This window comes from Candidatus Avedoeria danica, assembly GCA_016703025.1.
GTDB lineage: Bacteria > Chloroflexota > Anaerolineae > Epilineales > Epilineaceae > Avedoeria > Avedoeria danica.
Genome location: JADJCV010000001.1, coordinates 1 through 22,338, shown reverse-complemented (window position 1 = coordinate 22,338; position 22,338 = coordinate 1). Strand labels below are relative to the sequence as shown.

The 22,338-nt window shown below is 69.3% G+C and carries 25 protein-coding genes and 2 pseudogenes; 11 read left to right on the top strand and 16 right to left on the bottom strand.

What is annotated here, in order from left to right:
* Positions 1-77 precede the first annotated feature (77 nt).
* A complete protein-coding gene (locus IPG72_00135) occupies positions 78-1,277 on the top strand; it encodes an FAD-dependent oxidoreductase (protein ID MBK6767458.1) in 1,200 nt (399 codons plus the stop codon).
* Positions 1,278-1,417: 140 nt separating this feature from the next.
* On the opposite strand, the gene IPG72_00130 is transcribed toward IPG72_00135, so the two are convergent.
* Positions 1,418-2,098 carry a hypothetical protein gene (locus tag IPG72_00130; GenBank protein ID MBK6767457.1) on the bottom strand — a complete coding sequence of 227 codons (681 nt, stop codon included), beginning with the start codon at positions 2,096-2,098 and terminating at the stop codon, positions 1,418-1,420.
* Between the two features lie 72 nt (positions 2,099-2,170).
* Complete coding sequence (locus IPG72_00125; GenBank protein ID MBK6767456.1) at positions 2,171-3,112, bottom strand: hypothetical protein; 942 nt, start codon at positions 3,110-3,112, stop codon at positions 2,171-2,173.
* Positions 3,113-3,327: 215 nt separating this feature from the next.
* Between IPG72_00125 and IPG72_00120 the strand changes: the two are divergent.
* Positions 3,328-4,727 (top strand): annotated as a pseudogene (locus tag IPG72_00120) (MFS transporter).
* A 45-nt stretch (positions 4,728-4,772) separates the two neighbouring features.
* Here IPG72_00120 and IPG72_00115 read toward each other — a convergent pair.
* On the bottom strand, positions 4,773-5,246 hold the full coding sequence (locus IPG72_00115; GenBank protein ID MBK6767455.1) for a hypothetical protein: 474 nt from the start codon (positions 5,244-5,246) through the stop codon (positions 4,773-4,775).
* 1,079 nt (positions 5,247-6,325) lie between these two features.
* On the opposite strand from IPG72_00115, the gene IPG72_00110 reads away from it, so the two are divergent.
* From IPG72_00110 to IPG72_00095, 4 genes are all read left to right on the top strand, one after another.
* Entirely contained in the window at positions 6,326-6,751 is a 426-nt protein-coding gene (locus IPG72_00110) for a hypothetical protein (protein MBK6767454.1), read from the top strand.
* A 445-nt stretch (positions 6,752-7,196) separates the two neighbouring features.
* Entirely contained in the window at positions 7,197-7,613 is a 417-nt protein-coding gene (locus IPG72_00105; GenBank protein MBK6767453.1) for a DUF4389 domain-containing protein, read from the top strand.
* A gap of 192 nt (positions 7,614-7,805) precedes the next feature.
* Positions 7,806-8,060, top strand: coding sequence for a hypothetical protein (locus IPG72_00100; protein MBK6767452.1), 255 nt, complete (start codon positions 7,806-7,808; stop codon positions 8,058-8,060).
* 419 nt (positions 8,061-8,479) lie between these two features.
* Positions 8,480-9,223, top strand: a complete 744-nt coding sequence (locus IPG72_00095) for an endonuclease (protein ID MBK6767451.1) — start codon at positions 8,480-8,482, stop codon at positions 9,221-9,223.
* A 66-nt stretch (positions 9,224-9,289) separates the two neighbouring features.
* Here the strand turns inward: IPG72_00095 and IPG72_00090 are convergent, their stop codons facing one another.
* The 4 genes from IPG72_00090 to IPG72_00075 all read right to left on the bottom strand — a co-directional run bounded on the left by IPG72_00090 (position 9,290) and on the right by IPG72_00075 (position 11,822).
* On the bottom strand, positions 9,290-9,712 hold the full coding sequence (locus IPG72_00090; GenBank protein ID MBK6767450.1) for an ATP-binding protein: 423 nt from the start codon (positions 9,710-9,712) through the stop codon (positions 9,290-9,292).
* A gap of 221 nt (positions 9,713-9,933) precedes the next feature.
* Complete coding sequence (locus IPG72_00085) at positions 9,934-10,365, bottom strand: PIN domain-containing protein (protein ID MBK6767449.1); 432 nt, start codon at positions 10,363-10,365, stop codon at positions 9,934-9,936.
* Positions 10,352-10,597, bottom strand: a complete 246-nt coding sequence (locus IPG72_00080; protein MBK6767448.1) for a CopG family transcriptional regulator — start codon at positions 10,595-10,597, stop codon at positions 10,352-10,354. The genes IPG72_00085 and IPG72_00080 overlap by 14 nt, the downstream gene beginning before the upstream one ends.
* Positions 10,598-10,640: 43 nt before the next feature.
* Positions 10,641-11,822 carry a YcaQ family DNA glycosylase gene (locus tag IPG72_00075; GenBank protein ID MBK6767447.1) on the bottom strand — a complete coding sequence of 394 codons (1,182 nt, stop codon included), beginning with the start codon at positions 11,820-11,822 and terminating at the stop codon, positions 10,641-10,643.
* Positions 11,823-12,046: 224 nt separating this feature from the next.
* Here IPG72_00075 and IPG72_00070 point away from each other — a divergent pair, with 224 nt between their 5' ends.
* Genes IPG72_00070 through IPG72_00060 form a run of 3 tightly spaced genes read left to right on the top strand, consistent with a single transcriptional unit; the run spans position 12,047 to position 15,698 of the window.
* Positions 12,047-12,778, top strand: a complete 732-nt coding sequence (locus IPG72_00070; GenBank protein ID MBK6767446.1) for a hypothetical protein — start codon at positions 12,047-12,049, stop codon at positions 12,776-12,778.
* Positions 12,779-12,828: 50 nt separating this feature from the next.
* Positions 12,829-15,225, top strand: coding sequence for a hypothetical protein (locus tag IPG72_00065; protein ID MBK6767445.1), 2,397 nt, complete (start codon positions 12,829-12,831; stop codon positions 15,223-15,225).
* Positions 15,135-15,698 carry a VWA domain-containing protein gene (locus tag IPG72_00060; GenBank protein MBK6767444.1) on the top strand — a complete coding sequence of 188 codons (564 nt, stop codon included), beginning with the start codon at positions 15,135-15,137 and terminating at the stop codon, positions 15,696-15,698. The genes IPG72_00065 and IPG72_00060 overlap by 91 nt, the downstream gene beginning before the upstream one ends.
* Before the next feature lie 59 nt (positions 15,699-15,757).
* On the opposite strand, the gene IPG72_00055 is transcribed toward IPG72_00060, so the two are convergent.
* The gene (locus IPG72_00055) at positions 15,758-16,336 is read right to left on the bottom strand and encodes a hypothetical protein (protein ID MBK6767443.1); all 579 of its coding nucleotides are present in this window, start codon (positions 16,334-16,336) and stop codon (positions 15,758-15,760) included.
* Positions 16,337-16,507: 171 nt separating this feature from the next.
* Between IPG72_00055 and IPG72_00050 the strand changes: the two genes are divergently transcribed.
* Positions 16,508-16,711 (top strand): hypothetical protein, encoded by a 204-nt coding sequence (locus IPG72_00050; GenBank protein ID MBK6767442.1) that lies wholly within the window; start codon positions 16,508-16,510, stop codon positions 16,709-16,711.
* Between the two features lie 233 nt (positions 16,712-16,944).
* Here the strand turns inward: IPG72_00050 and IPG72_00045 are convergent, their stop codons facing one another.
* The 6 genes from IPG72_00045 to IPG72_00020 form a co-directional block, all read right to left on the bottom strand.
* Positions 16,945-17,277, bottom strand: coding sequence for a hypothetical protein (locus IPG72_00045; GenBank protein ID MBK6767441.1), 333 nt, complete (start codon positions 17,275-17,277; stop codon positions 16,945-16,947).
* 439 nt (positions 17,278-17,716) lie between these two features.
* Entirely contained in the window at positions 17,717-18,220 is a 504-nt protein-coding gene (locus tag IPG72_00040) for a copper resistance protein CopC (protein MBK6767440.1), read from the bottom strand.
* Positions 18,221-18,229: 9 nt separating this feature from the next.
* The gene (locus tag IPG72_00035) at positions 18,230-18,982 is read right to left on the bottom strand and encodes a DUF4340 domain-containing protein (protein ID MBK6767439.1); all 753 of its coding nucleotides are present in this window, start codon (positions 18,980-18,982) and stop codon (positions 18,230-18,232) included.
* A gap of 12 nt (positions 18,983-18,994) precedes the next feature.
* Positions 18,995-19,177, bottom strand: a complete 183-nt coding sequence (locus tag IPG72_00030; GenBank protein ID MBK6767438.1) for a hypothetical protein — start codon at positions 19,175-19,177, stop codon at positions 18,995-18,997.
* The gene (locus IPG72_00025; GenBank protein ID MBK6767437.1) at positions 19,171-19,893 is read right to left on the bottom strand and encodes a Gldg family protein; all 723 of its coding nucleotides are present in this window, start codon (positions 19,891-19,893) and stop codon (positions 19,171-19,173) included. Before IPG72_00025 ends, IPG72_00030 begins: the two co-directional genes overlap by 7 nt.
* On the bottom strand, positions 19,890-20,564 hold the full coding sequence (locus tag IPG72_00020) for a Gldg family protein (GenBank protein MBK6767436.1): 675 nt from the start codon (positions 20,562-20,564) through the stop codon (positions 19,890-19,892). The genes IPG72_00025 and IPG72_00020 overlap by 4 nt, the downstream gene beginning before the upstream one ends.
* 373 nt (positions 20,565-20,937) lie before the next feature.
* Between IPG72_00020 and IPG72_00015 the strand changes: the two genes are divergently transcribed.
* Positions 20,938-21,246, top strand: coding sequence for a hypothetical protein (locus IPG72_00015; GenBank protein ID MBK6767435.1), 309 nt, complete (start codon positions 20,938-20,940; stop codon positions 21,244-21,246).
* Between the two features lie 158 nt (positions 21,247-21,404).
* Here the strand turns inward: IPG72_00015 and IPG72_00010 are convergent, their stop codons facing one another.
* Positions 21,405-21,593 carry a hypothetical protein gene (locus IPG72_00010; GenBank protein MBK6767434.1) on the bottom strand — a complete coding sequence of 63 codons (189 nt, stop codon included), beginning with the start codon at positions 21,591-21,593 and terminating at the stop codon, positions 21,405-21,407.
* A 126-nt stretch (positions 21,594-21,719) separates the two neighbouring features.
* Positions 21,720-21,935: pseudogene (locus IPG72_00005) on the bottom strand (ATP-binding cassette domain-containing protein).
* Between the last annotated feature and the right edge of the window lie 403 nt (positions 21,936-22,338).

The window sequence follows — 22,338 nt, the reverse complement described above, 5'->3', positions numbered from 1 at the left end:
AGGAAGCCGAGGTAATCGGGCTTGCGCGCCCCCTGCGTTCAACGTAAGGTCAGCCGCTCAAGAAACGGAGGCTCTGCATGTCGAAGAGGATCGTGGTGTTGGGCGGCAGCTTCGCGGGGATGACCGCGGCCATCGAGCTCAAGAACAAGCTGGCCGATGAGGTCGACGTCACCGTGGTCTCGAAGGCGGCGGACTTCCTGTTCATGCCGTCCATGATCTGGGTGCCGTTCGGCCTGCGCACGCGCGCGGACATCATGTTCCCGCTCCAGCCGGTCTTCGAGAAGAAGGGCGTGCACTTCGTTCACGACGAGGCTGTCCTGCTCGACCTGCCCGAGAAGCGGGTGGAGACGAAGCAGGGCCAGAAGCTCGAGTACGACTACCTCGTCATCGCCACCGGCCCGAAGCTCAACTACGCCGCGATCCCCGGCTTCACCCCCGAGGAAGGCAACGTTCAGTCCATCTTCTCGATCGACGCCGCCGAGCGCGCCAAGGTCGCCTTCGACGCGTTCCTGGAGAACCCCGGCCCTGTCGTCATCGGCGGCGCGCAAGGCACCGGCTGTTTCGGCGCCGCCTACGAATTCCTGTTCAACTTTGCGCACCAGCTGAAGAAGCACGGCATCACCGACAAGGCGCCGCTCACCTTCGTCACCGCCGAGCCGTTCCTCGCCCACTTCGGCATCGGCGGCTTCGGCCCCGGCACGAAGATGACGGAGTGGTTCTTCAAGAACCTGCACATCACCGGCATCACCAACGTGGGCGTGAAGGAGTTCCGGCGCGGCGAAGTCGAGCTCTCCGACGGGCAGGTGCTCAAGCACTCGTTCGCGATGTTCGCGCCGTCTTTCCTCGGCGTCGACGCGGTACGCGCGTGCGCCGACGTCACCACCGCCGCGGGGTTCGTGAAGGTGAAGGAGACGTACCAGACCGAGAAGTACCCCGAGGTCTACGCCGCCGGCGTCGCCGTGCAGGTCGATCCGCCGGGCCCGACCGAGGTCCCTTGCGGCGTGCCGAAGACCGGCTACCTCTCGGAGGAAATGGCGAAGGTGGTGGTCCACAACATCGTCGCCGACATCGAGGGCCACCCCAAGGTGAGCCTCTCTCCGGGCGCCATCGACGCCAAGTGCGTCCTCGACGCGGGCAACACGGGGATCATCGCGACCTCCGACCACCTGCTCGAGCCGCGCGGGCACGCGTGGTTGATCCCCGGCCCCGAGGCGCACTGGGCCAAGCTCGCCTTCGAGAAGTACTTCTTGGCCACGCACAAGCGCGGGATGGTCTGACGCTCGCACCGGGCCAAACACCCGAGGAGCTGGCGGAGATCATCGTGGCGGACATGCGCGAGGACGTGATCGGGGACGGGTGATCGAGCGGAGGTCATACGATCCGCTCAGGGCCGGTCGCGAATCGACCTTCCGGCCCACTACAACGCCCCCTCCACCCACCTCCCGGCTGCCACCTCGCCCCCCACCGGCCGATCCCGCGCCGCGCACCGCGCCGCCAGCGCGCGGGCGGCGGCGTAGTAGTCCGGCTCCTCCCGCCGCCGCGCCTCGTCGTCGATCACCGGCCCGAGCTTCGCCCACGTTTTGCGGACGATCGGGCTCGTCCACCGGATCACCTCATCGTCCGCGCCGGGATGGAACGCGACGAGGAAGCCGAGGTAGTCCAAGGCGTTGACGACCCGCTTGTACCGGGCGCGGTTGTCATCGGTCTCGATGATCTCGGCATGCGCCGCCGCGACATCGTCCGGCAGGCCGTACACCCACCGGCGCGCCTCGATCTGCTCGTCCTGCATGAGCAGCATGAACGCCTCCGTGAACGCCGCCCGCGATCGCTCGCGGTGCGACTGGACGAGCTGCGCCCACAGCAGGAGGCCGCCGCCGATCGTGATCGAGACGGCGGCGGCGGCGGACACGTTGCCCAGCACGGTCCAAGGATCGACGGTCGCGCCCTTGGCCTGCAGCAATGTGGCGATGACCCACGTGGCAGCCAGGATGGCTGCGAAGGCGATCGCGCTGACGGACACGGCGCGGACGACGAGCGTCTGCGGCGGGACGTCGATCCAGCGCTTGGTCGGCAGCGGGGTTACGGGCTTGGGCGTCATGGTGGTGCTTCCTGTGTCGCGGTCGTCGGGCATGCCACGACCCGATGTTACTTGTGCTCCTACCTGTTGATCCTACCTGTCGCCGTTCGCCGCCCGCATCGCCCTGACCGCCGCATACAGCGCCACCGCGTCGACGGACGGCGGGGCGATCGTCACGAGCGTCGCGGCGCGGTCCCGGACGACGACGCGGTAGCCCGGCTCCTGCCGCTCCCGCCGCTCCCACCACCGCTGCCGCGCCCGCCGCTCCCGCCAGTCCGGGTCGCCCCAGACGACCCGGACGTCGCGGACCGCCTCACGCTCGATCCGGAGATCGTCCTCCCGAGTGCGGATCGTGATGCCCGCAGCATCGACGGTCGTCTCGATGATCGCATCGCGTGACTTGCGATAGCCCGCGTACGCCAGCGGCGCGAGGCCCGCCAGGACGCCGATCGTCACGACCGCGAAGGCCGCGAGGGCGCCGGGGGCCCCGCCGTACGATGCGAGCAACCCGCCGCCGACCGCGAACACAAGGGCGCTCAGCACGCCGGCAACCCATCGGATCCGGCCGCCCCTGGCTGCGCGTCCGTCGAACGTGACCGGGAGCGGCGGGACGGGCACCGCAGACGGGCACGCGGCCATCACTTCGTCCAGCGCATCCTGAAACCCTTCCACAACGATGGAAAACCCCGCCATCCGCCGCCCGGCGTCGTCGAGCAGGACGACCTCGCCGCGCCTCACTCGCACGGTATCGACCACCGACCACGGCCGCCACTCGGCGTTCGGCTTCGGGTTCCGGAAGCCGAACGGACCGTGCTCGAAGCCGTACCGCGCAGTTCGGCGCGCCGCAACGAGCGCCCAGACGCCCAATCCCACCAGGACGACGGTGAAGATCCCGGCGCCGATCTGTCGAATGGGATCGGAGCGCAGGGAAGAGAGGGCCATCACGGCGCCCGCGACGAAGGCCAAATGCCGATCCATCGCGTCGTCGGCGCCAGACTGGGGTTCGGACCGTAGCGGCGGGGGCAGGTCGATCATCGTGGGGTCCTCGTGGCGATGAAGGCGGCGGTGCACTCCGACGACCTACGCACGGATGGGCGGCGTCGTTTCGCACAGGATTGTCCCTTCGTGCGGTCGCGACAACGTTGGATTCGCTTGACCGCATGGAACATCCGTTCTATCCTCGCTTCGCCCGCTCACACCACGCTTCGCATCCCGCCTCTCCCCTCTCAGCCTCTCCCGCGAGCACCGCCATGTCGCTCTTCCACCGCATCCTCGCCAACTCCCTCGTCGCCTCGGTCGTCAACACGTTCGTCTGGTTCGCCGTCACGTTCTGGGTCTACCTCGAGACGCGATCCGTCATCGCCACGTCCGTCATGGCCGGGATCTACACCGTCACCGTCGCCCTGTCCGGCTTCGCGCTCGGGACGATCGTGGACCGCTATCCCAAGAAGGCGGCGATGCTCGCCTCCAGCCTCGCGTCGCTCGCCCTCTATTCCGTCGCGGCGGGCGTCTACGCCGGCCATCCGCCGTCCGCCTTTCGCAGCGCGGCCAACTGGCCGCTCTGGGCATTCGTCCTGTGCACCCTGATCGGGGCGATCGCCGGCAACCTGCGCGGGATCACGCTCTCGACGCTCGTGACGACGCTCGTCCCCGCGGACATGCGCGACCGGGCGAACGGCCTCGTCGGAACGGCGAACGGCGTCGCGTTCCTGGCCGCGTCGATCTTCAGCGGCCTGGCGATCGGCTACCTCGGCGTGACGTGGATGCTCGTCCTGGCGATCGGGCTGACGGCGCTCGTCGTGGCGGATCTCGTCCACCTGACGATCCCGGACGTGCCGCCGGCCGACGCAGCTGCGGGCGACGTCGTGCCCCCAGCCATTCACCCATCTGTCATCCACGCCGCCGTCGAGGTCGTACCCGAGGTGCCCGCCCGGCCAGGCATCGACCTGCGCGGCACGATCGCGGCCGTCCGGGCCGTGCCCGGCTTGTTCGGCCTCATCTTCTTCCAGACGTTCAACAACTTCCTGGGCGGCGTCTTCATGGCGCTCATGGACGCCTACGGGCTGCTGCTCGTCTCGGTCCAGGTCTGGGGCGCGCTCTGGGGTGGGCTGAGCGTTGCGTTCATCGTCGGCGGCATCGCGGTGGCGCGGTTCGGCCTCGGCGCCCGCCCGCTGCGCGCGCTGTTCGCCGCCAACATCGCCATGTGGGCGGCGTGCATCGCCTTCCCGTTGCGGGCCTCGATCGTCCTGCTGACCGCTGGGATGTTCGTCTGGCTCAGCCTGGCGCCGGTCGCCGAGGCGGCCGAGCAGACGATCCTCCAGAAGGTCGTCTCGCCCGAGCGCCAGGGACGGGTGTTCGGGTTCGCGCAGAGCGTCGAGCAGGCCGCCACGCCGATCACGGCGTTCCTCATCGGCCCGATCGCCGAGTTCGTGTTCATCCCGTACATGACGACCGGCGCCGGCGTGGCGCAGCTCGGGCCGTGGTTCGGGACGGGTCCCGACCGCGGCCTCGGCTCGTGTTCGTCGTCGTCGGCTGCCTCGGCCTGGCCGTGACGGTCGGGGCGATGCGGACCCGGGCGTACCGGGCGCTCAGCGCCTACGACACGGCCGGCGCGGCGGGAGCTTCGACGCCGGCCGAGGCGGCGGCCTGATGCCTTCGGCCGCCGGCCCCGGCCGGGCGGTCCGGATCGCCGCGCCTACTCCGCCGGCTCCTCGGCGCACTCCGTGAGCCCGATCGCCTTGAGCCGCTCGTTCACCGCCGCGAATGGATCCTCTTCGGAGGCGAACAGCTCCTCACTCCCCTTCGCTTCGATATCGGCCAGGATCGCGCGAGCGTCGCTGAGGATGGAGTCCACCTCGGGCTTGAGGTCCGCCGGCGCCTTGAGGGCCTCCACCCCGTCCATTTGCTTCTTGCTGACCGTTACGATCGTCTGGAAGAACGCCTCGCCTTCCGGGCCGGAAGGCGGCCCTGGGACCTCGGACTCGGGCACTGCGGCGGCGACCTCCGCGTTGCCCTCTGCGCAGATCGTGTTGCCCTGCTTCAGGAATTCCTCACGTGAGAGTGTGCCGCCGCTCTCCGGGCTGACGGCACAGCCCGCGACGGCTGCCAGGGCCAGGGCGGACAGAGCGGCGCAGGACATCGTCCGATAGCGGGCGGTCGAGCGGATCACGAGCGGGCCTCCAGTTGCGTGCGTGGTGGGATGGGAGCATGCGCCGCGATACGCACGCGGCGCGCGTTGCGGCGCATGATGGCATGCACGTCTGCGCGTGCGCCAGTCAGCACGCGCGCCAGTCAAACCGGCCCAACAATGCACTGGCGGCGCCGCGTAGGACGGCGCCGACACGGCGTCGGGGCGATCGCCGATACCGCGGCCGGATGCGCGTGAAGATGATGGGGGTTCGATTACGAAGTCCGCGGTCGGCGGGCATGCGACAGGAGAGCAGAACATGCCCGCGAAAGAAGCCCCGATCACCGGCAAGGTTCGCAAGAAGAGTTCGAGCGGGCACACGACGATCGGCCGCAGGAGAGGCGTCCAAGGCGCGACGACCGAGATCAACCACTACGGGGAACTCGGGACCGAGACGAGCACGTTCGGGCAGGGGGATCTGCAGGGGGGCGCCGTCGCGGAAGGCGCTGGCGAAAGTCCATCGACGGATGGAGTGCCGACAGCCGAGCCAGCTGCGCCCCCGGCACCTGGGGCGCAGGTCGCGCCGCGAAAACGGTCCGATCTGGAGTTGCCACGGTAACCCGCGGCAGCGGTTCTCGATCTCGACGACGACACAGTCGTGCGGGCTGCGGCCGATTAACGGTTGTAGGGCGAACCGACGCCTATGCCGACTCGGCGTGACGCGGCCGTGTGGTCAGGCCATTGAGAGCGCCGCGACAAATCAACGGCTGATGAAAGTTGTGTAATTGTTCGGGATGTTCGAGACCGCCGTCCGCCCGGCCGTTCACGGTCGGGTGGGGCCGGGCAGCGGATTGATGGTTCGCCTTAAGTTGTCGCCTATTGGGGGCCTTCGCGCGCGTCCCTCGAGCGAATCCCCCGATTCCCTCCGGTGATTCCCGCGATTCGCTTCAGCGACCTCGCCGATTCCCCCAAGCGATCCGCTCCCGCCCCCCCAGCGTCGGGCAATCAGCGGCCACGCGGCGGCCAAGCGCCGTTCACACCCCTCTACCACCCCGTACGCTGTGCGCCATCGATTCAACCGCCGGCACGCGCCGGCACCCGCCCTTGAAGGAGGTCTCACGATGGCGTCGTTCTTGGAGGCGTTCCACGTCCACGGCCCGCGGCTCGTCTATAGCCGTACGGCCACCACCGTCGAGCTGGCCCAGCTGCTGGCCGGACGGACCGGGTTCAAGCACGGCCAGATGCTCATGGTCCTGCGCGAGCTGCACGAGGTCCTGCTGCAGTACGGCCGCAGCGGGGTCCCGGTCGAGGTCGACGGTATCGGCCGGTTCCGCCCCGCGATCCGCCGCGACGGCCACATCCATATGGCGATCGTCGTCGACCGGGAGCTTGCAACCGGCCTCGCGGCCCTCGACCGCTACGTCGGCGAGATCGCCAACCGCGGGAACATCGGCTTGGACGACGCCGGCTACAAGGCCCTGTGGGATGCGGCACACCCGGAGGATCCGCTCGATCTGCCGCTGCAGGTCGCAGAACCGGCGGCGTAATGTCGTGCCGCCACACGACGGCGGCACTCGGCCACGCGAGGACGGCGGCGGCCCACATTGCCGCCGCCGTCCTCGGGCACGCAGCGAGCACGTCGCTCGGCGCAAACGTCGACGGCCGTCGCCTTGTCCACCGGCATCCTTGTCCTTCCGCATCGTCGCTGGTACAAGTTCGCCCGCCAATCGATCCCAACCTGGAGGCGCATCGTGCCCGAGTCCGCCCCGTATGCCGCTCGCTTCGACGTCGACTATCCCGAAAGCCTGGACCGGATGACCACCTTCTTCCGGATCATCTGGGCCATCCCCATCCTCATCATCTTCGGCCTGATCGCGGGGGCGGCCAGACCGGAAACCGTCGAGGCGGTTCCGGGATGGGGGCGAGATCATCCGGACGGCGCGGTCGGCGGGCGCCGGGATCGCGGCCCAGCTCACGATCGCCACGGCGTTGATGATCGCCTTTCGCAAGCACTATCCGCGCTGGTGGTTCGACTTCCAGCTCGAGCTGGCGCGCTTCGGGAATCGGGTCGGGGCGTACATGGCCCTGCTCACCGACGTGTACCCGTCCACCGTCGAGGCGCAGTCCGTCCACCTGGACGTCGACTACCCGAACGTGGAGCTGGAGCTGAATCCCTGGCTGGCCCTGGTGAAGTGGCTGCTGGCGATCCCGCACTACATCGTGCTGATCTTTCTCTCGCTCGCCGCCTTCGTCGCGGTGATCATCGCCTGGTTCGCGATCCTCTTCACCGGCCGCTACCCGCGCCCGCTGTTCGACTTCGTCGTCGGCGTCGCGCGCTGGTGGATGCGCGTGTCCGCCTACGCCTTCCTGCTCGTGACGGACGAGTATCCGCCGTTCAGCTTGCAGTAGCGCGGGCCATCCGCCCGCTCCCGACAGCGCCTCGTCCACCCAATCCACGCCCTCCTGCCCGCGACCCGCCCGCCGATCGTCCGCACACGACGTGTAGGACAGCGCCGACGCGGCATCGGGACAATGGCCGATTACGCGGTCCGTGCAGAGGGGGGATGATAGGAGTTCGATGCCGCGAATGGAGTGGAGATCATGGGCGCCAAAGAAGCACCGATTAGGGGCAAGGTCCGCAAGAAGAGCTCGAGCGGTCTGACGACGATCGGCCGCCGGCGCGGCGTACAGGGCGGGACGACCGAGATCAACCACTTCGGGGAACTCGGTACCGAAGCGACCACTTTCGGCCAGGGCGATCTGAAGGGGAGCGCCAACGCGGTGCGTACACACGACATGCCGCGGACGGACGAAGACGCACCGGCAGCGGTGGAACCGCCGGCGGTCGCCCGCTAGCTTGGCGTTGTCGAGTCCGTGATGATGTGGTGTGGATGGTATCGTCGGCCGGAACTGAAGGACGGCGCCGGACCGCGGGAAAGGATGCTCACGTGAGCATCGACCCAATTTCAGGCTGTTGGACGCCATAGGGGCAAGGGCTTGCCGACGTCAAGAGGGCGATGTATCGTCGCCGACGCATGCCGCCCCCCAGAACGGCCGTCGCACAATTCGCGCTCGTCGTCATCAGCCTCCTTGTCGCACTCGCGACGGTCGCTGCGCGGCGGCATGCGTCCGTGCGCGCACAGCCCCCGATGCCAACACCGTCGCCTACTGCGACACCGTGCGTGATTGGGGCGGCGCTCCGCGGTAACGCGCTGCACGCTCGCGTGCACTCGTGCGCGGCGAGCGGTCACATGAGGAGGGGGGCACCGGAAACCGTGGCGACACGCATCCTCACGGAAACGGAAGAAGATCCCGCGACTCCGGAGAACGTGATCGACATCTACTTCGGCGAGAGTATGAACAAGGTCGCCAAGATCGGCACTCCGCGGCGGCCCTGGGACATTGAGCACGTCTGGCCGTCGTCGCGCGGATTCGCCGAGGAGGGGGCGTGCAATGTTCCCCTCTCGGACGCCCATCACCTCTTCGCTGCGCACCCGATCGCGAACGGCAGCTCTGGTCACTCGAACCACCCGTTCGATGACTGTCACCATGACTGCACACCGATGCCGTCAGGCACGCCCTCCCCGAATCAGAACCAGCGCGGTGAGGACGCCGACGGCCGGGACGTCTTCGAAGTGTGGATCGAGCGCCGCGGCGACATCGCCAGGGCGCTGTTCTATATGGACGTGCGCTACGACGGCGGGCCGACCAGCGCGGTCATGCCGTCGGCAGGGGCGTGCGACGATGAGCCAAAGTTGCAGCTCGGCGAAAACGTGCCGGAGAGCAGCGGCGGCCCGCCCTTCGATGAGATCGTACGCTATGGCCGGCTCAGCACGCTCGTCCGATGGGCGCTACAAGATCAGGTGGACGGGCGCGAACGACGTCGCAATGACATCATCGGGCGACGCGACATGCAGGGCAACCGGAATCCGTTCATCGACGATTCAGGACTCATCTGTCGCATGTATCCAGTGGGTCCGTGCAGACCCCTCTTCCTGCCGTCCGTGGTCCGGCCGTGACTTGCTGATACGGGACAGGTGTGCGGCGCGGGCCGCGCGTGACGACAGGCCGCGACACGAACCATCCTACCGCTCCACACCCACCCCGAACCTCCTCCGCACGATCCGACGCGCCTCCTCCCCATCCGTCACGGCCTTCGTGCCCGCTGGGTATCGCCACCAGAGCGTCCGGTCGTCCTCCCCTGTGCCCTCGTATACCGGGAAGTCGGCCGGTTCGACGCTGACGCGGCAGAGGTCCTGGCCGTCCATCGTGTGGAACTCCCACGATACGAGGGAGGCGGCGGCATCGCCGAGGCGGCCGACGATGAGGTTCTGGAGGTGCTGGCCGAAGAGGTCGCGGTCGCCGCGCTGGCCGCGCTTGGAGAACGTGGCGTAGTCGGTTTCGAGGCCGTGCAGGGTGCCGTCGTCAGCGACACCGATGAGGAGGTTGCCTCCGTACGGGGCGTTCAGGAACCCGGCGACGGTCTTGAAGGTGGCCTTCGCGGGGATGCCGGTCCTGTGGGACGCGGCTCACCCGGACGATCCGCTCGAACTGCCGCCTCAGGGCGCGGAGCGGGCGCCGTAATGTCGTGCCGCCCCATGGCGGCGCTCGGCCAATTCAGGACGGCGGTGGCCGGCATCGTCGGCCGCCGTCCTCGGTCGCACTGCGGGCACGTCGCTCGGCGCCGGGATTGCGACCCAGCTCACGGTCGCCACGGTGTTGGGTGACCTCAGCCCGCTAGCGGGTTCAGCACCTGGACGCTCCCATATCGTTGGCTGGCGTTGAGATCTTCCGACCACACGACTTCGCAGCCGAGCGACTGCGCGCTGACCAGGATCATCGCGTCCCAAAAGGTAATCCCGTAGCGCTCTGCCAGACGTATCGCGTCGAGCACGTCGGCCGCGGTCGGCGTATGGACGTCCCACGTGGAAAGATCGGAGACGATGTCGGCCGCCTCTGCAACGTTGAGCGGGTGAGGCACCTTGCGGGTGATGTTGACGTAGAACTCCTGGAGCACTTGAACGCTTAAGCAGCCCCGGCCGCTGTCCCACAGCGAGCGGATCAGATCGCGGGCGACCTCGTGCTTGTGCCCGGCCGATCGATCATGGGCGTAGATGAGGATGTTCGTGTCCACAAAGGTGCGCGGATCATCCTCGCGCATGAAGTTCGTCGCGGGTTGCGTGGATCACACCGTTCGTCCCGAGGTCTGCTGGCGCCTCCAGCGCCGCCAGGTGATGCCGGCGCCCTCGCACAAACGCATCCTCGCGGGCGACGAGCTGCTCCAACGCATCGGTCAGCAGGCTCGACACCGACGTCCGTCGCTGCGCGGCGATGACCTTGACCCTGAGCAGAACATCCCTTGGCAGCGATACCGTCACATTCTGGGCATCCATCAGCACCTCCACGAGAATCAGTGTAGCACGAAAACTCGTGAGATCATCCCGCCGCCCGCCCTAACGCCCCCGCCAGATCCCCCTTGTCCTCGACGACGACCTCCCCCGCCCCCACCCCCGCCGCCGCCTCGCGCAGCACCTCCGCCAGTTCACGCGCCACGTGCTCCGCGTCATAACCCGGCTCGAGCCATGCCGACCGCACCAGCAGCCGCCCCGCGGACCGATCCGCCTTGACGTCGACCCGCGCCACCAGATCCTCGCCCAGCAGGAACGGCAGCACGTAATACCCGTGGACGCGCTTGGCCTCAGGCACATAGATCTCGATCAGGTACGCGAAGTCAAACAGCCGCTGCGCCCGCGGGCGGTACCAGACGAGCGGGTCGAACGGGGACAGCAGCGCGCGGGCGCGGATGCGGCGCGGCTCGGCAGCGCCAACCGCAAGCCACGTCGGTTCGCACCAGCCCTCGACGGCAACCCGCTCGACCTCGCCGCTCCGCTCGAGCTCGGCCAGCCGCGCCGCGGTTTCGGCACGCAAGAAACGCCAGTAGTCCGCCGCGTCGCCCAGCGTGAACACCCCCAGGCTGCGGGCGGCGATGGCGACGAGCGCGCGACGGGCATCGACAGGATCGGGCGTCGGCATCGCCAGCACGGTGGCGGGAAGACGCCGCTCCGGCACGTCGTACACGCGGGTGAAGTCGGGGCGGCGCCACGCCGTCAGGCGCCCCTTGGCAAACAACCACTCCAGGACGACACGGCCTTCCGACCGCCACCACCCGTCGTCGCGCGTCCCGACGTCGTCCAGGTCCTTGATCGTCAGCGGCCCGTTGGCCGCGACGAAGTCGAACGTCCGCTCGACGAACCCAGGGCGGTCGACCTCGATCTGATCGATCCGTTTCCACGGCCACGCCTGGTCCATCTTCCACCGAAACAGCGGCTGCATCGCCACCGGCATGCTGGACGCCATGTGGCCCCAGTACTCGAACAGCTCGCCGGTCTCGTTCATGTGGCGGTCGACGATCCTCGGCGCCGGCCAGCCGAGCCGGCTGGCGAACGGCATGTGGTGCGCCCGGGCGAACACGTTCACGCTGTCCAGCTGAACCGCCGCCACCCGGTCGACGACGCGGCGCAGGTGGCGCACGTCGGGGCGGCCGGACGGCAGGGGGTCCGCGAAGCCCTGGGCCGCCAAGGCGATGCGCCGGGCGGCGGCAAGGGTCAGGGTGCGCATGTCAGGGTAAGCATGTCAGGGTAAGCATGTCAGGTAACGATCCGCTCCTCAACGGCGACTGAATCGCTTGGCGCAGAATGGCTGTGCCATCAACGCTGCCCGAACGCCGGCGATTGTGGTACATCTGTTCGACATCGTCAATGCCCCCGCCCCCTCCCCAACCGCCCCACCCCTCACCACCCCATCGCCCCCGACATCATCCCCTGCCCACAGGAGAAGTCCCGATGCTCCGTCGCTTCCTCATGCCCGCCGTCGCCACCCTCGCGGCCGCGGGCGGCCTGGCTGCGGCCGCCGGCGCCGCGCCGACGCGCGCGCAGACCGGCCTGACCGCCTATCAGATGGTCGATCAATGGCCCCGGCGCGACAACGCGTCCGAGGGCCTCTTCCAGAGTCCGTCCGACCTCGACGTCTCGCGCGACGGCCACGTCTTCATCGCCGACCCGGGTGTCGCCGGCGTCCACCGCCTGCTGCCGTCCGGCGAGTTCCTGCCGCCGTTCGGCGTCACCGGCGGCTTCCCGCAGCAGCTCGGACGCGTCGGCCCGCTGGCCGTCGGACCGGCGCCGGCGGATCCGTCGACGGAGCGCGTCTACGTCCTCGACACGGCCGTCGACCGCGTCGTGATCTATGGGCTCGACGGCACCTACATCGGCCAGTGGGAGAAGGTCCCGGCCGAGAGCATCGCCGCCGCCGGCGACGGCACGGTGTACATCCTCGACCGCGAGACGACGCAGATCGTGGCGATCGACGGTGCGACCGGGCAGGCCAGGTGGCGCTTCGGCGTGCGCGGCCTGGACGACGGCCAGCTCACGAGCACGACGGACCTGGCGGTCAGCCCGGACGGCGCGGTCGTGGCCGTCGGCGACAAGAACGGCCTGCGGGCGCAGCTCTTCGACGTCGCCGCCGCCGACGCCGTGGCCGGCGGCGCGCCCGCCGCTGGCGCTGCGGCAGGTATATGACCTCCGCAACCCCAAGTACACCCAGGGCGACGTCGTGCCGCGCCACGCGCGTGAACGCGCTCGGCGGCGACAGCGTCTTCCTCGGCGAGGCCGCCGGCGCGTGCGTCGTCACGGAGCGGGACGTCGCGTTCGCCATCGCGGCGAGCGCGAACAAGAAGACGATCTGCCGCGAGACCGTGACGCTGCCGCGCCTGCGCGCCGACACCCAGCAGTACTTCGCGCTGGCCGTCTCGAACCCCAACACCGGCAACTGCGGCCAGAAGCGCCAGGACCTGAAGACGAGCCCGGTCGTCGTGTCCTTCGAGGACAACGAGCTGCGGCAGGTGAAGACGGTCTGGCAGGCCGCGTCGAACGAGGATTCGGCGAACCCGGTGCTCTTCTCGCCGGAGTCCATCTCGATGCCCGCGCCCGGCGTCGTGTTCGTCCAGGACCAGTCGTCCCAGTTCCGGTTCTTCGACACGGACGGCAAGCAGCTCGCCACCGCCGCCAAGGACACCCAGGTGGGGGACTTCTCGACCGACTTCGAGTTCTTCAGCGTCATCCTGGGCGTCGGGACCGAGACGCTGGGCGAGGTGTACGGCTACTACCTGAAGATCACCCGCCAGGGACAGGGCCAGCCCAAGGTCGACGGCGGCATCGGCCGCTTCAAGACCGTCGAGAAGCGTGGGCGCGAGGGCACGGAGCGGATCATCGAGAGCGTCTGGACCGACCAGCTCGCGTCGTCGTTTCAGCAGATCGAAGTGCCGGCGATCAGCTTCAACCCGGTCAGCGGCGAACTCCTCGTCGTCCGCAGCGACCTGACGCCGCAGACCCGCACGTACGATGTCCGGATCGTCCGCTACGCGCCCGACGGCCGCCAGATCAAGCCGGAGTGGGACCTGCCCGACGACGGCAAGGGCAACCCGTACACGGACATGGAAGTCGGCCCGGACGGCCGGGTGTACGTCCTGGACGATCTGGCCGACATCGTGCGGGTGTACGCGGCCGACGGCACGTCGCTGCTGAACGTCCCCGTCGCCTTCGACGCCCGCTCCGTCAGCGGCGGCCCGGGCGGTGCTACCCGGCCGGTGACGGACCCGCGGATCCGCTGGGGTCCGTGTTCGTCCTGCGCGAGCCCGGTTACATCGAGCGCTACGCGGACGACGGCACCGTCACCGCCCGCTTCGACGCCCGCCCGCTGGCTTCTCCGACCCGACGACGCTGACCGACCTCACGGTCGACAGCGCCGGCCGGGTCTACGTGGCCGACGGCCAGTCCAGCCTGATCAGCGTCTTCGAGCCGTCCGCCGATCCCGACGCACTGGCCGTGCCCGAGGACCGCACGTGCACGTTCCGCGGCCATACAGCGGCAGATCCGCTGTCTATGCCGCTCGGCGCCTCGACCACCGTCACCTACACCCTCGACGGGCGCTGCGGCATCGGCGAAGAGCCGGCCGACATCGTCGTCGTCGTGCCGTACCTCTCCGAGCTGCAGCAAGGGGCGGATCCGTCCGCGACGACGATCACCGAGCTCAAGCTGTTGGCCGCACGCCTCGACTTCAGCCGCCACCGGATCGGCCTCGTCAGCTACTACAACACGACGGCCCTCGACCTGCCGCTGACCGGCGATCGAAGCGCCTACATGCGCGCCGTCGAGGACATCCAACGCTTCACGCCGGCCGCGCCGACCATTCGACCGCGGCTCAAGGACGCCATGGAAGAGGCAGCCGAACTGTTCGACACCAGCGGCTCGCGCCGCAAGGTGATGGTCCTGGACCGCGCCGCGTACTGCAGCGCCGCCAACGAGTTCTTCCCTGGCCAGTGCGCCGGGATCCCGCCGGCCGAGGACACGGCCGCCCAGATCCGGCTATCCGGGGTGACGATCATCGCGATCACGAGCTTCGGCGCGTCCGACCTGGCCAGCTCGGACGAGGACGTCATGAACGGCACGTACGCCGCCCACCGCCGGATGGTCCGCTACGGCGTCCCGGATCTCCTGGCCACCGGCTTCACGCTCACCAGCGCCGTCCCGGCGACGATGGACGTCGAGCCCGGCAGCCTCTCGGCCGCCGGATCGTGGCTGGCGCCGAACATGACGTGGTCGCACGCCTCGCTCGACGCGCCGTCCCTGTTCTCGGCCCGCCTCAAGCCGCGGGCCGCCGGCACGTGGCCCGTCACGGACGGCACGTTCGCCGAGTTCGTCGATGGCTGGGGCCAGCCGCAGCGCGTACCGTTCCGTCGCTGTCCGTCGAGGTCGTCGGCCCGCCGGCGACGGCCACGTCGCCGGCCACGTCCACCCCGCCGCCCGCCGCTTCGCCCACCTCCACCCGCGACGCCCGAGACCGTGCGCGTCTACCTGCCGTTCGCGGCTCGATCCCATGTGCTGGCCGCAGAAGGCGCGACAGGACATCGTGCTCGTCGTCGACGTCTCGAACTCGATGGCCGACGGCGGGCTGGCGACGGCCGTGAGCAGCATCCGCGCCTTCCTGGACGTCGTCGGCTTGGCGGACGGCACGGACCGCGTGGCGCTCGTCGACTTCGCCACCGAGGCGCGCGTCGCCGTGCCGCTCTCAAGCGACCGCGCAATGCTCGACGCCGGCCTGACCGGCCTGACGACACGCTCCGGCACGCGGATCGACCGCGGGCTCGAGGCGGCGACGGGCGTGCTGGCCGAGGGACGCCGGCCAACGGCCAAGCCGGTCATCGTCGTGCTGTCGGATGGCCGCCAGGTCGAGGCGCCGGAGCGCGCCGCCGCCGCAGCGGACGAAGCGCGCCGGGCGCACGGGATCGAGGTCTACGCGATCGGCTTTGGCGCCGACGTCGACCGCGCGCAGCTCGAGGCCGTGGCGGGTGATCCCGCCCGCGTCTTCCTGGCGCTGACCGGCGCCGAGCTGGCCGAGGTCTACCGCACGATCGCGGCGCAGATGCCGGGGTGCCCATAAGAACGAAGCCGGCCAACGCGGCGTCCCGGGACGCCGCGTTGGCCGGCACGGTCACGCCCTCACGGCGCGTTCGTCGACTCGTCCATCCCCGAAGCCCGGCGGGTCAGGAGGTTCAGCTCATCCACCGCCAACGGCCCTTCGACCCGCGCCGACAGGAAGCCTTGCGTGTCGAAGATGAACGTCCACGGGTCCGTGGTCAGGCCCCAGTCCTTGGCCGTGGCCGACATCTGGCTCGGGTCGGCGGGATCGCGTGATTCGATGTGGATGAAGTTGGCGCCGAGCTTCCACGCGGTTGCGGCGCGCTTGATCGGGTCGAGGGCGTCGCGGCACTCCGCTTCCGGACAGTTGCCCGGCGAGCTGAAGTGGACGACCGTCGCATAGCCGGAGACGACGCCCGAGGACACGCGCTTGTAGTAGAGGTCGTTGGCCGGATTCGGATCGGTCGTGAGCGCCGCCACCCCGCTGGCGTCCTCGGCGTACGGCGTCTCCCCGGTGGGCGGCGGCTGCCTGGCCGCCGGCAATTTCGTGCGCCCCGCCACCTGGAAGTCGGCCCGGGCGATGCCCTGCGTGCCGTCCATCAGCTGGACCGCCACGTCGACCGACCACGGGCCGGAAGCGTCGAAGTCCGTGTACGTCACCCATCGCCCGCCGCCGGTCAGCCCCGTCCGAAGAAGAGCGCCGGGCCGTTGGCGGTCCGCTGCGGGCCGCTGTCGCTTGGCGATAGAACGTCGTCTCGACGTTGCCGTTCTCGATCACCTCGCCGTCGTCCCTCTGAGCACGAACGCAAGGCGATCGGAGAACCGGGCCTGATGACGGATGTCTTGATCTCGATCGAGATCGCCTGCGCCTCGGGCGACGGGGTGATCCGGCTGAACGGGTCCTCCGTCGGCGGCACCGGCGTGACCGTCGGCGGGTCGGACCGGCAGCCGGCGACGGCGAGCGTCGGCCCGAGCGAAACGGTCGCCAGTGTGAGCGAAACAAAGCGCGATCGGAGTCGGGTCCCTGTCAGCTGATCCACCTTACCCTCCTCCTGTGACGCGTTCCAGCAGCGGAACGAGCTCGGCCTGCGTAGCGTTGCCCTCGAGCCGGGCGGCGACGTGGCCATCGCCCGTCAACACAAACGTCCTGGCTCGGTTTCGAGACCCCAGGCATCCATCTCGTCCGCCAGGACGAGCGGGTTGAACTGACTTGTAGACCTCGAGGTGGATGACGTTCACCCGGCCGCGCCACGCCGCGGCCACCGCCTTCACCTCGTCGATGACGGGCGTGCAGATGCGCGATTCAGTAGCCGGGCGTCGCAAAGACGACGACCGTCGGTTGCGCTGGCGACGGCCTCATCGACGGTCATGGCATCGGGCTCGGGGTCGGGCATCGGATCGCTCGTCAGCGCGGCGATGTCCGGGACGGTGGCCAGCGTCCGGTTCGCCGTCGGCGGCGCCATGTCGCCCACCGCCGGCGAGCGGGGCCGGCTGGCGACCTCGAACCGTACCCGGTTGGGCGCAACGGCCCGGCCATCCGGCAGCGTGCCGCTGATCTGGACCCCCCACGGCCCGGCGCGGTCGAAGCGCGTCAGCGCCACGTACGTGCCGGCCTCGCAGCCGCGAGGCGTAGTACGTCGCCGGGACGGTGTCCGTCTCCTCGGCCGACTCGCCTTCCAGTCGAAAGAACGTCGCCGTGGCGTCGACGTCGGGGAGGAGCCGTTGTCGACGCCAAGGACGGCGAACGCAAACCTGTCCTCGCCGACCGCCAGGTCGCTCGCCGCGATCGAGATCTGGATCGGAACGCCCGCAGTGCGTCCGCGGCGCCGTTGACGACGCCGCGGCTGGCCCGTCGCCGGCGGACGAGCCACTTGCGCGCCGTCCGTCACGGTCGCGCTCGCCGTCGGGCCGGTCGAATCGTCGGAACAGCTGGTGGCGACGCTTGCGACGGCCGTCGCAACGCCAGAGCCGCCAGCATCGCGGCCGGCGTCGGTCGGGCGCGGCGCCGCGCGACGGTCGCAACGCTGAGCACCGCCACGGTCAGCGCCACGAGGACGAGGATCGTCTGCCCTGCCGTGCCCGATGGTTGCGACGCCGCCGCCACGTCACCGACGCTGAACGTGTAGCTGCCTGACGTCTTGTGCCCGTCGGCGCGTCGTGGGCCGTCCAGGCGACGGTGCAAGCACCGAGCGGAAGGTCGTGCAGCAGGGCGACGGACATCGCGTGCGGGTCATCGGCGTCCACCCGGGTCGGGCCCTCGGTGACCTCGGCGAATGTGTCGTCGACGACGCTGATCGTGCTCTCCGGACCGAGCGGATCCGTGTACCGCACGGTGACCGTCGTCGGCGCAGGAAGGACGGCATCGCCCGGGGCGGGCTTGCTTTCGACGGTCTCGCTGTGCGCCGCCGCCGGCGCCGTCCGGACGAGGGCAAGCGCCCACGCCAGCAAGAGCACGGCGGCGGCCCGTCGGGCGAACGGCAGCCGGGTGCCGGCAGCGCCGGGGGCGCGGCGTCGTTCGCGGGACGGGCCGTCTTCAGGCGCCATGCTGTCGACCTATTCGGTGGCGGTCGGAATCGCGGGCTCGGTGGGCAGACCGGGCGTGGTCGGCAACGCGACGATGGTCGCCATGCCGGGCAGGCCGATTGGGGCGGTGTCCGTCAGCGCGGTCGTGTCCGTCAGTGCGGACGTGTCCCCGAGTCCGGTGTCCGCAGCCGGCGTGCCCGCTGTCGATCCCGCTGTCGATCCCGTTGTCGATCCCGTCGTCGTCGGGGCAGCGGCCGTCGGCGTCGGGGCGAGGGGCGGGGTCGTCAGCCAATCCTCGAGCTGGCCGAGATCGAAGCCGCTGACGATATAGATCGTCGTGCCGTCCTGGCCCATCACGTATCGGTCGCTCTCGCTCGTCAGCGGCGGATCGCCGACGATGAGCGTGTGCGCCGTTTCCGACACCGTGAACGTCACGGTCAGGGTCGGCGAGGCGAAGCCGTAGTTCGTCGCGTCGCGGCCGCCGGGCAGGGTGCGCTGCACGGACGGACTGGCCGTCCGCTCGACGACGCCGGCGACCTCGTCGTTCGTCGGCAGGTTGTCGACCTGCCACTTGCCGTCGACCAGCGCCAGCGTGTACGCGTTGCCGGCGCCCGACACCTCGACCTTCGAGACCGCCTTGGCGTCGAGCGCCCAGATCGGCCCCGGAGTCGGCGTCGGCGCGTTCGGGCCAACCTGCTTGCCGGTCTCGTTGCGCAGGCTGTAGGCCAGGATGACCATCGCGGCGAAGATCAGGAACAGGATGAGCGTCAGTCGTCGGTTCATCGTCCTCGTCCTTTAGCGGCGCTGCCACCAGACGTAGAAGCCGATCGCGGCGACGATCGCCGGGAGCAGCAGCGTGGTGACCAGGAAGATCAGGATCGGGCTCTGCGGCGCACGGAGCGGACGGTCGTCCGGCTCGGTCGCCCGGATGCCCATCAACTCCTCGTCCTGCGCCAGCCAGTTGATGGAGTTCAGCACGAGGACGATGTTGCCGCTGGCTTGGATCTGCTGGAGGATCGCATCCGCGACCAAGCTGGCGCTGCCGATGACGACGATTCGCCGGGTTCCTGCATCCGCGGCGCGTCCGCACCGGCCGCCGGCTCACCGGCCACGGCGAGGTCGAGCGGGCCGGCGGCGTCCACGTCGTCCTTCGTCGGCTGCGCATTCTCGACCTCGAGGGCCGCCAGATCCGTCTCGCCCCACGCCGCGTCGCTCGTCTTGGAGCAACGCCGACGTCGTCGTGCCGGACGGAGCGGTCGACGGGAGGACGATCGACCGGGCGCCGGGGAGGACGGTGAGGAGGGGCTCCGGGTTCGACATGTCGCTCGTGATCTCGTGGAACTGGAAACCTTCCTTCGAGATGACCGGGACGGCGGGGGCTCTGCAGGGCACTCGGGATCGAGCACGAGGTCGTTGCGGAGGCTCATGCCGTAGCGGTTCAGCAGCGGCGAGAGATCGGCCTTGTCCTGCGGGTCGGCGAGGGCGAGCACGCCGCCGCCGCCGGCGCTGAAGCTGGCCAGGCGCTCGAGCTCGGTGCTGTTGAACGGCTCCTGTGCGCCCGCGACGACGATGACGTCGGCGCTGAGCGTGTCGCTCGTCGCCAGCTGCACGGTGACGACCTTGCAGCCGTCGCGCTCGAGGGATTGGGCGATCCCGGCGTAGGAACGCTGGTCGGATCCCGTCGGGCTACTCATGGGCCGGACGTGAACGCCACGACCTTCTCCCGCGGACGGGTGACCTTGATGATCGCCCCCGTGATCGACTTCTCGTCGAACGCGTACACGACCTCGTGCCGGTCGCCCATCCGGACGACAACCTCGTTGTTGGTCAGGGGCTGGTGGATCGCCTCCTGCAGCGCGAGCGCCCGCTCCGGTTCGGCCCCGGCGTCGATGGTCGCGAAGGTGACGGCGTTGCCGTAGGCGACGTAGTTGTCCATGAGCCGCCGTAGGTCGGCCAGCGTCGGGCTGCCCGCCGCCATGACCGCCGTGACCTTGATCTGCTGGCCCTGGTCGCGCAGGTCATCAAGGATCGTCTTGGACTGGCCCGAGATCGCGAACCGCTGGTTCGTCGTCGTGTCGAGCTTGACGAATCGCTGCGTGCCGAGAATGTTGATCACGACGAGGATGCCGATGACCGACACCAGCAGCACGAGCGCGTTGCCGCCGAACCGCGCCTGGCGCGACCCGAACGCCGTGCGCATCTCATCGGCTCGGCCGAGGGGATACGCCAACAAGAGGACGATACCGGCGGCGCCGATCGCCAGCGGCAGCCAATCGGGGCCGGTGTTCGTCTGCCGCATGCCGAGCGCGCCGACGATCAGGACGAGGCCGACGGCCGCGACAGGTGCGACCGCGCTTAGCTTCACGCATCTAGCGCCACCTCCGGGACTCGAGGATTCGGGTGGCCAGGAAGAGGCACCCGATCGTGAACGTGACCATGTGGATGACGTCGCGCGGGTCGATGACCCCTGGCCGAAGTTGTTGAAGTGATCGGAGAGGCCGATGCGCTGATCGACTTCACCAACCATCCGCCGCTGGGAAGATCTGGTTCACGAGCGGGAGAAACCAGAGGATCGTGCTGAGCATGATCCCGACGAACGCGGCGATCGCCTGGTTTCTGCGTCAGGACGACGTGAGCACGCCGAGCGAAAGGAGCATCGCGCCCAGGAGGAACATGCCCAGGTAGCTGGCGAGCAGCGGCCCCCAGTCCATGCCCTTCTCGGCGTAACGCGCAGCAGGATGGCGACGTGCGCCAGCGTCAGCGACGTCAACCCGACGGCATGCAGATCGCGCCGACACTTCCCCCAGACGACCTGCCAGTCGTTCACCGGCGCCGTCATCAGCACCTCGAGCGTGCCCGTCCGCTGCTCCTCGGCCAGAAGCTTCATCGACAGCACCGGCGCCGCGAAGAGCATCACGGTGCTGTATAAGCCCAAGAGCTGCATCATCTCGGCTTGCTGGGCCCGGGCTGTTCAGGATGAAGCCGAACAGGAAGCCGCTGAAGACCATGAAGACCAGTCGCGACGACCCAGAAGACCGGCGACGTGAAGTACGACGCGATCTCGCGCGCGCGATCGTCCAGAGGTTACGCATCGCCGTCCTCCTCTCTCCACATCCGTGTCCGTCTCGCGATTTCGGTTTCGTCGACCCGTCCGCATCGGCCGTCAGCTCGAGGAAGATCCGCTCGAGCGACATGCCCATCGGCGTCAGCTCCAGCAGCGGCCAGCTGCGCCCGACGATCGTCTGGGCGATGCCGGCCCGGGGTTGCCCTTGGCCGTCGCCTTGACGAGGTAGCGCCCGTCGCCTTCGTGCGCCACGCCGGCAACGCCTTCGACGTCGGCCAGCGCCTTCTCGACCTCGCGCGCCGCCACGCTCGGCGCCACGACGACCCGCACCGCCTGCGCCCTGCCAGCTGGCTCTGCAGCTCCTCGGGCGACGCCGCCGCCACGATCTCGCCCCGGCTGATCACCAGGACGCGGTCGCACAGCTGCTCGGCCTCGAGAGGATGTGCGTCGAGATGATCACGGTGTGGTTGCCTTCAGCTCATGGATGAGGCTGCGGACATCCTGGATCTGGCGCGGGTCGAGGCCGATCGTCGGCTCGTCGAGGATGACGACGGGCGGATCATGCAGCACCGCCTGAGCGATGCCGACGCGCTGGCGCAGCCCTTCGAGCTGGCCGATCACCTGGTCGGCGCGGTCGTCGAGGTTCACCCGGCTCATGGCGCGCCTGACCGCATCGAGTTGCGGTTGGCGACGCCATGCAGGCGCGCCATGAAGTCAAGTAGCTCCAGACCGTCATGTCCGTGTAGAGCGGGGTCGTCTCGGGCAGATAGCCGATGTGCCGGCGCACCTCCATCGACTGCTCGATGATGTCGAAGCCCGCGATCGAGGGGCGCGGCCGCTCGTCGGCGGCAGATAGCCGGTCAGGAGCGCATCGTCGTCGTCTTCCGGCGCTGTTCGGTCCGAGGAAGCCGACGATTTCGCCGCGGTAGGCGTCGAACGTGATGCGCAGAGCGGGGCTCGGACCGTAGTAACGAGCCAGGTGCTTTGCCTGGATCATCACTTTCGGTCCTGGGCTGGTTGTGATTTCGCGGGCGTTCCCCCACCCGGTATCGCGGATCGCAGTGACTCGTGGAAC